Origin of the sequence: Thermoactinomyces sp. CICC 10523 (genome assembly GCF_016055105.1) — a bacterium.
Classification (GTDB): Bacteria; Bacillota; Bacilli; order Thermoactinomycetales; family Thermoactinomycetaceae; genus Thermoactinomyces_A; species Thermoactinomyces_A daqus.
On record NZ_JAECVX010000024.1, the window covers coordinates 1 to 8869 of the forward strand.

2 protein-coding genes and 2 pseudogenes are annotated in these 8869 nt (G+C 55.0%); all 4 read left to right on the top strand.

Annotated features, from left to right (window positions below; translation table 11 throughout):
• Positions 1–25: 25 nt before the first annotated feature.
• Positions 26–5317: a PfaD family polyunsaturated fatty acid/polyketide biosynthesis protein gene (locus I8U19_RS16745; protein WP_370589814.1), complete on the top strand. Its 5292-nt coding sequence runs from the start codon at positions 26–28 to the stop codon at positions 5315–5317.
• Between the two features lie 109 nt (positions 5318–5426).
• Positions 5427–7544 (top strand): annotated as a pseudogene (locus I8U19_RS16750) (type I polyketide synthase); the annotation flags it as partial.
• Between the two features lie 108 nt (positions 7545–7652).
• A pseudogene (locus I8U19_RS17915) lies at positions 7653–8216 on the top strand (polyketide synthase dehydratase domain-containing protein); the annotation flags it as partial.
• Between the two features lie 14 nt (positions 8217–8230).
• The coding region (locus I8U19_RS16755; protein WP_198056588.1) for a phosphopantetheine-binding protein at positions 8231–8869 on the top strand (639 nt) is incomplete at its 3' end.

Sequence of the window (8869 nt, forward strand, 5' to 3'; positions counted from 1 at the left end):
GGAAGGGAAGCGGAGACTGGGGGCCGTGAGCGCCTTCGGGATGAGCGGAACCAATGTCCATCTGGTGCTGGAGAGCTATCCGGAAGAAAGGAGTGCGGCCCGGCACCGTCTTCCTTATTACTTGCTCGCTCTGTCCGCCAAGACCCGGGAGGCGCTGGAAGCGAAGATCAGCGACATGATCGCTTTTCTGGAGAAGGAGTCCCCGACGAATGAAGACATGGCCCGGATCAGCTTCACTCTCCAGGAAGGAAGACAGCACTTTGCCTGTCGTTGCGCTGCGGTTGTCAGAGATCGCGAGGATGCGCTGTACCTCCTCAGGCAGTTCGGAGGGGAGGAGAAGTTGCCCAATCTGTTTACGGGCACTGTACCGGAAAGTTTCGTCAGCCAAAAAGTGATGGAGATGTTTGCCCAGGAGCTCATGCGGAAAAGCCATGCGGTTCAAAAGGAGGAGGAATACCGGGAAATCCTTCAGGGGCTGGCCGACCTTTACTGTCAGGGATACGACTTGCCTTGGGAGCAACTGTGGAGGGAAAAACCGGATCGGATGCATCTGCCCACATACCCGTTTGCGCGGAATACCTACTGGGTCGATGTGCCGGAAACGGCGACGACAGACTGCGTGCCGGCGGTTCAGCTTTCATCCCGGCAGCCCGAACCAACACCGGAAGTGTCATCCCCGTTCACGGCCGGTGAGCAGGAAGAAGAAATCCTTCCGCCGGACTCCGCCATCGGGACGGCACCACCGAATCCGCTGCCCGGTGTCAGTCATAATCCGCTTTCAGAGCAAGAGCTGGAGCAATTGCAGGAAGAATTGGCTGCCAGCCTGGCGGAAGCCCTGTATGTCGAACGGGATTTGATTCTGCCGGATAAAAAGTTTATTGAGCTCGGTTTGGATTCCATCGTCGGGGTGGAGTGGATCAAGACCTTAAATAAAACCTATGGCACTTCGATCAAGGCGACCAGGGTCTACGATTATCCGACCATCCGCGATTTTGCGCGATTTTTGCAAAGGGAATTGAAAAAAACGGAGACCCATGCGGGAAAGACGGAGCAAGTGCCGCAGCCTGCGAAACAAGCAGAACCAGCCAATTCATCCGCCCTTCCGGCAGTAACCGTTTTAAAAAAGGGACCTGTGCCGCCGGTTCCCGCAGATGAAGAGAATTCCGGAAAGAAGCGGGAGACTGGGGACAGCGTCAAGGACGGCTCCCAGACTTTAAGCCCGGAGAACCTGGGCCATCCTTTGTTTCAAACCCGGTACGGCTGCAAATGGAACTACGTCGCCGGTTCGATGGCGCAGGGAGTGGCTTCGGAAGCATTGGTCATTGCCATGGCCAAAGCGAGGCTGCTCAGCTTTTTTGGCAGCGCCGGAATTGGCGCTAAAGAGCTTGAATCCCGCATCCGGAAAATCCAATCGGCCCTGAATCCGGATGAACCGTACGGCATGTGCCTGATTGCCAACTTTGACGACCCGCAAGAAGAATGGGAGCACGCTACTCTGTTCATCAAGTACGGAATTCCGTACATTGAAGCGTCCGCCTATTCCTCCATTACCGCCCCGCTGGTCTATTGCAGAATCAAGGGGATTTACAAAAAAGGAGGGCGCATTGTATTTCCGAGAAGGATCATCGGGAAATGCTCCCGGCTGGAAATCGCCCGGCAGTTCATGTCCCCTCCTCCAAAGGATCTGGTGCAGCAGTTGCTGGAAGCCGGTTTGATTACAGAGGAAGAAGCGGAGTTATCCCGGTCGGTGCCGATGGGTGACGATATTGCGCTGGAAGCCGATTCCGGCGGTCATACTGATCAAGGGGTTTCATCGGCGCTAGTTCCTTCCGTCATCGCCCTCAGAAATAAAATGCAGCAAGAGCATGCCTATCCGGAACCGATCATGATCGGCTGCGGCGGGGGAATCGGAACGCCCGAAGCCGTGGCATCGGCCTTTATGCTGGGTGCCGATTTTATTTTTACCGGGTCGATTAACCAGTGTACGGTGGAAAGCGGCGCTCATGAAGTTGTGAAAGAGTTGCTCGGTACCGTCACCATCCATGACACGGCAGTGACCGTCGCCGGGGATATGTTTGAAATCGGGGCAAAAGCGCAGGTCGTCAGGAAACATACACAATTCCATAACCGCGCCAACCGGTTATACCAATTGTTCATGCAATACAATTCGATCGATGAGATTCCGGAGGAAATCAGGCACGAGATTGAAACACAGTATTTTAAGAGAACTTTTTCCGAAGTCTGGGATTTGGTTTGTGAGTATAAGAAAAAGAAAAATCCGCAGCATCTGGTCGAAGCGGAGGAAAATCCGCGATTTAAAATGGCGCTCATTTTTAAATGGTATTTTGCCTATTGCAACCGGGCCACCCTCAACGGGGATGAAACCGAGAGAGATAATTTCCAAATATTCTGCGGACCGGCCATGGGGGCTTTTAACGAGTGGGTGAAAGGAACGCCTTATGAGCATTGGAAAAACCGCCGCGTGGCCGAAATTGCCGCATTGCTGATGAACCGTGCCTGCGAACACATTCAGTCCCGCTTTGACCGTCCGGTTACGGCAAAAGGAAACGTGACCGCTCTTCCCGGGCCTGTGGAGAAACAGGACGCGGAAGAGACGGCCATTGCCATTATTGGCATGTCGGGGCAGTTTCCAAAAGCCAAAAATCTGGAGCAATTTTGGGACAACCTGGTGAATGGCCGGGATTGTATCTCGGAAATCCCCGAATCGCGGTGGCCGGCTGCCCGATATTACGACACGGATCCGGAAGCTCCCGGAAAAAGCATAAGCAAGTGGATGGGCGTGTTGGAGGATGTGGACAAATTTGACCCTGCCTTTTTCCACATTCCACCGGTTGAAGCGATCGCCATGGACCCGCAGCAACGCCTCTTTCTGGAGAGTTGCTGGAGCTGTATCGAGGATGCCGGATTACGCCCGTCTGATCTGTCCGGAAGCCGTTGCGGCGTATTTGTCGGATGTGCGCCGAGCGATTACGGTCGGTTGTTCAAGGAAGAGGAGTTAAATGCCCGGGTGCTGATGGGCGGAACCACCTCCATTCTGGCCGCACGGATCTCTTATCTGCTGAATCTGCGGGGACCTTCGATGGCGATTGAAACAGCCTGTTCCTCTTCCCTGGTCGCCGTGGCCGAGGCATGCAACAGCCTGATCCTGGGCAACAGCGATCTTGCCCTGGCCGGAGGAGTCTGTATCATGGCCGGCCCGTCTCTCCATATCATGACCAGCAAGGCAGGCATGCTGTCCGGAAACGGCCGTTGTTCCACTTTTGACAATGATGCCGACGGATTTGTGCCCGGCGAGGGAGTGGGCGTAGTCTTGCTGAAACGCCTGAGCGATGCGATCCGGGATAAAGATCCGATTTATGGCGTCATCCGCGGCTGGGGTGTCAATCAGGACGGCAAGACCAACGGCATCACTGCACCGAGTCTTCATGCGCAGGTTGAACTGGAGCGGGAGGTGTATGATCGTTTCGGCATCAATCCCGAACGAATCTCACTCGTCGAGGCGCACGGAACCGGCACCAAGCTCGGCGATCCGATCGAAGTCGAAGCGCTTACCGAGGCATTCCGGTCTTTTACCGGCAAAAAACACTACTGCGCGCTCGGGTCGGTCAAAAGCAACATCGGGCATCTTTTGACGGCTGCGGGAATCGCCGGATTGATTAAAGTGCTGCTTGCCCTGAAACATAAGACGCTGCCCCCGACTATTCATTATCACCGTTTGAACGAACATATTTCCCTGGATGACAGTCCGTTTTATATCAATAAAAGCAAACGCCCCTGGACGGAGCGCGACGGGGTACCGCGCCTGGCGGCTGTCAGTTCTTTCGGGTTCAGCGGGACAAATGCCCATATCGTGGTGGAAGAGTACCTTCCGGAGCCGGAGACAATGGCTCCCACGGACCCGATGGATGGCGGGCATCCGCTCTTGTTTGTCCTGTCAGCCAGAAACGAAGCGCAATTGAAGACGTATGCGAGCCGGATGATGCACTTTATCTGGAAACATCAAAACCTCAATCTCCGGGATTTGGCTTATACCCTGCAAGTGGGCAGAGAGCCGATGGATTGCCGGATGGCTTTTGTCGCCGGATCGCGGGAGTCAATCCTGCAGACATTGAAGCTGTTTACAGAAGGGAATCCGCCGCCGCACCTGTTCACCGCTTCTTTGAAAAGGGAGAAAAACGGGAGCAGGGATTTGCCAATGGGTGAATTCCGTTCAGTTTCATCGCCGGACGGATCATGGGAAGGGAACTGGGAGGAAATCGCCCGGCTGTGGGTGAACGGCAGTCCGGTGGATTGGGATAAACTGTACGGCGGGAGCAGGCCGCGCCGGATCCATCTGCCTTCCTATCCGTTCGAGAGGAAGAGATTTTGGCCTGAGGAAAGGAAAAGCAAGGATTTAATTTCGACCGGAGCGGAACCGGCTGACCATTTGCCCCGTTCCTCAAAATGGTCCGGTGGAGAAGCGGCAGCGTCCGCCGCAAAGCCTGCCGGCATTTCATTAAAGCCTTTGGTGGCGGAAATCCAGCAGTTCCCGGATAAGCGGGAAGCCAAGCAGCGGGCTCCGATCAGGTTGTCTCTGCCTGATCCGTCGCCACGCGAGGCTGTGCCGCTCTCTTTTTCCAATCCCTCCGAGGAGGCTTTGCAGGAGGCGCTCGCTGACAGTCTGGCAGAGATCATGTACATGGAGCGCGGGGAGATCGACCCGGACCGGAACTTTCATGATCTCGGGCTGGACTCGATTTTGGGTGTGGAATGGATTCGCGTGATTAATAAACAGCACGGGACTTCGCTGGAAGCCACCACTTTGTATGATTACCCCACGATTCGCGAATTAGGGAAGCTGATTCTCGCCCAGCAGTCGGTTCAAGGCGCCGGGCCCGGTCTGTTGCAAACGGAAAATCAGGCAGCGGGCGGAACGGATCCCGGGGAAGCCGGGGCCTTGATGGACGAGCTGGCGGACAGTCTCGCGGAAATCATGTACCTTGATCGCAGTGAGATCGATCCGGACCAGAATTTTACCGATCTGGGATTGGATTCGATTTTGGGCGTGGAGTGGACACGGGCGCTCAATAAACGATACGGAACTGCGATAGAGGCGACCGCGTTGTATGATTATCCGAACTTGCGTGAATTTGCCGCCTGGATGCTCAGGGAAAGGACGGGCCGGGACAAATCTGGTTCTGAACCGTCTGCATCGGTTCCTCCCCTGACCCTGGAAGAGGTGCTGGAGCAAGTGGAGCGGGGGACATTAGAGGTCGAAAAGGCCAATGAATGGTTGCAGAGGCATGATTTGATTTAGGGGGAGGGCAATGATGAACTCGCAAGAGATCCTGCGCGCACTGCAAGCCGGAGAATTCACCCTGGAAGAGGCGAAAGCCCGATTGACGAACATCAGAGAGAAAAATAATCGAAGCCCTCAGCGGGATGAGCGGGAAGCGATTGCCGTGATCGGCATGTCGGGAAGGTATCCCGGGGCAGACAACCTTGAAACCTATTGGGCCAATTTGGCTCAGGGGCGTAACTCGATCCGGGAAATTCCGAAATCCCGCTGGGATGTGCATTCTTATTTTGAACCGTATCCCCCGAAAGACGGAAAAATCTATTGCAAATGGCTGGGCTTGCTGGATGATGTCGACTGTTTTGATCCGTTGTTTTTTCATATTTCGCCGTCGGAAGCGGAAATGATGGATCCGCAACAGCGCATTTTCCTGCAGGAAGCCTACCGGGCCTTTGAGGATGCCGGATACACCCCTGCCGAATTGAACGGAAAGCAGTGCGGGGTTTATCTGGGGATCATGGGCAATGAATACTACCGGATGTTGTGCGACCGGAAGGTTGGGCTTACCGATCTCACGGGAAACAATGCTTCCATCGCTGCGGCCCGCATCGCTTATTTTCTCAATCTCAAGGGCCCGGCCATATCGGTTGATACCGCCTGTTCTTCCTCTCTGGTCGCCATTACGCTGGCGTGCCAGGCCCTGCTTCACCGGGAAATCGATATGGCTCTGGCCGGCGGTGTTTCTTTATACCTGACGCCGGAGCCTTACATCGGAATGTGTTCGGCCGGAATGTTATCTCCGGATGGTCAATGCAAGGCTTTTGATCAGTCAGGCAACGGCATGGTCCCCGGTGAGGGAGCCGGGGCCCTGGTTTTAAAAAGGCTGAAGGATGCCGAGGCGGATCGTGACCACATCTATGGCCTCATTATCGGGTTCGGCATGAATCAGGACGGGAAAACGAACGGAATTACCGCACCCAGCATCAAAAGCCAATTTGAACTGGAAAGATCCGTTTATCAAAAATTCAACATCGATCCGGCCGGCATCAGTTATGCGGAAATGCACGGCACCGGAACCAAGCTGGGAGATCCGATTGAGTTAAAGGCTTTGTCAGCCGCATTTCGGGAGAGGACAGAGAAGAAGAATTATTGTGCGATCGGCTCCGTGAAATCGAATATCGGGCATACGTCGGCCGCCGCCGGTGTGGCGGGTGTCCACAAGGTTCTTCTCTGCATGCGGCATAAGCTCTTGGTGCCCACCCTTAACTTTACGGAGCCGAATGAACATTTCGATTTTGCGGATTCCCCCTTTTACATCAATACGGAAACGATTCCCTGGGAGGCGCCGGCACCGAGGCGGGCTTGTGTCAGCTCGTTCGGGTTCAGCGGAACCAATGCCCATCTGGTGATAGAGGAATACCTTCCGCGGCAGCAGAGAGCGGGAGCACCGGTTGTGAACGCAGATCACCCGGTATTGGTCGTGTTGTCGGCAAAAACGGAAGAGCGATTGAAGGTTTATGCCGGAATCATGAAAGAGTGGGTTCAGGCGCAGGAACGACTGAACCTGGGTGACCTGGCTTACACTTTGCAGACGGGCAGGGAGGCCATGGAGTGTCGTCTGGCTTTTTGGGCCGGATCAAAAGACGAAGTGATCGGGACATTGGATGCTTTTGTCAACGGCAATCATCCGGAGGGGCTGTTGACCAATCAGGTGAAAAAAGGAGCGGGTGCATCTCCCGCCTCTCCCGGACATCCCCCGGGGAAGGCGAGGAGGGACCAGATCGCTGCATGGTGGATCGTCGGCGGCGCGATCGACTGGAACGGTTTGTATGAGGGCAGCCTGCCGCAACGCATTCCTTTGCCGGGATATCCATTTGCCAAGGAACGTTATTGGCTCCCTGGCCGGAATCCTGTGCCTGTGAACGGGAACCGGCTCCATCCCTTATTGCATCGGAACACTTCCGACCTCTCCGTGCAGCGGTTCAGTTCGACATTGACCGGAAAGGAACCGTTTCTGACGGATCACGTGATCCACGGCCGCCGCATTTTGCCCGGATCAGCCTGTCTGGAAATGGCCCGGGCGGCGCTGGAGCTGGCACTGCATCCGAAGGCGGCGAAGGCCTTGCGGGATGGCCGCACACGCATCCGCCTGGTCAATCATGTTTGGGCGGCTCCGCTGGCCGTGGGGGAAGATCCGGTGGAAGTCCATATTTGCCTGACCCCTGAGGAAGATGGAGCGATTGATTATGAAATCTACAGCGGTTCCCTTGATCCTGAGGATGAAACCAACGAGGTCCACAGCCAGGGCAGCCTGGTTTTGACCGATCCGGTGACCGTTTCCCCGCTGGATGTCGCAGCGTTGCAGGCGCAATCTCCTCGGAAAATTCTCACGCCGGAGCAAATCTACCCGGCTTTTCGGGCGGCAGGGATTGCATACGGGCCGTCACACCGTCTGATTGAGCGCCTTTATCTGTATGAAGACCAGATTCTTGCGAAGTTGTCATTACCGTCCGGTGTAAACGGTGCGCAAGGGTCTTTTTTTCTGCACCCCGGCCTGATCGATTCGGCGTTACAGGCTGCGGCGGGCTTTGCCATCGCGGCGAACGCGCCTTTAACTTCACTGCCGTATTCCCTTGAAACATTGGATATACTGGCCACCTGCTCCGCCGGTATGTGGGCTTATATCCGCCGGCGTGATGGGAATGGGGCAGCATCTCCGGGCGCCGGGCTGCTGGATCTCGATCTGTGTAATGAAGACGGGGGGATCTGTGTGCAGATCCGGGGATTTTCGACCCGGCCGGTAAATTCGTTGCAACGTGAGGGAGCGGAAGATGCGTTTTATCTCGATCTGTCGGAGCGGATTTGGAAGGGCGAATTATCTGAAGAGGAAGTCGAACGGATTTTAACGGCTTCAAGATAAGGGGTACCGGAAAAATGGATAGACAGTTGAAAGAGTTATACAGACAGCTGAAAGAAAAGAAAATCACACCGGAGGAAGCCGCCGTCCGATTCAAGAGTTTGCATGTGCGACGGCAGCAAAACGAGCAGCGGAACAGAATACTGGCTTTTTTGCAAAAGGCGGCAGCCTCTGTGCTTCAGGTTCCTTCCGCGGAGATTATGAGTGATGTGAAACTGGGTGAATACGGCTTTGATCCGCTGAAGTTGACGGAACTGGCTGATCTCCTTCAGACGGAATACGGAGCAGACCTCACCGCCCGGGAAATTGCGGAACACGAAACCCTCAACAGTCTGGCGACATTTTTGCTGGAATCCTTCGGCCCTCTCTTTAACGCCGAAACCAATCGTCTTTCGGAAGCTGTGGAACAACAGAGTGAAGGCCTGACAGCGGAAGAAGGGCGACTGGTACGGAAGGCGGCTGATTATTTAAAGCGGCTGCTTGCATCCGTCCTGAAGGTACGTGCGGAAGAGATCGCTCCGGACCGGGATTTGGAGAAATACGGCATCAGCTCGATTATGGTGATGAAGCTGACGAACGAGTTGGAAAAAACATTTGGCCCGTTGCCCAAAACGCTGTTTTTTGAGTACAAAACGGTAGACGAACTGACAGGCTAT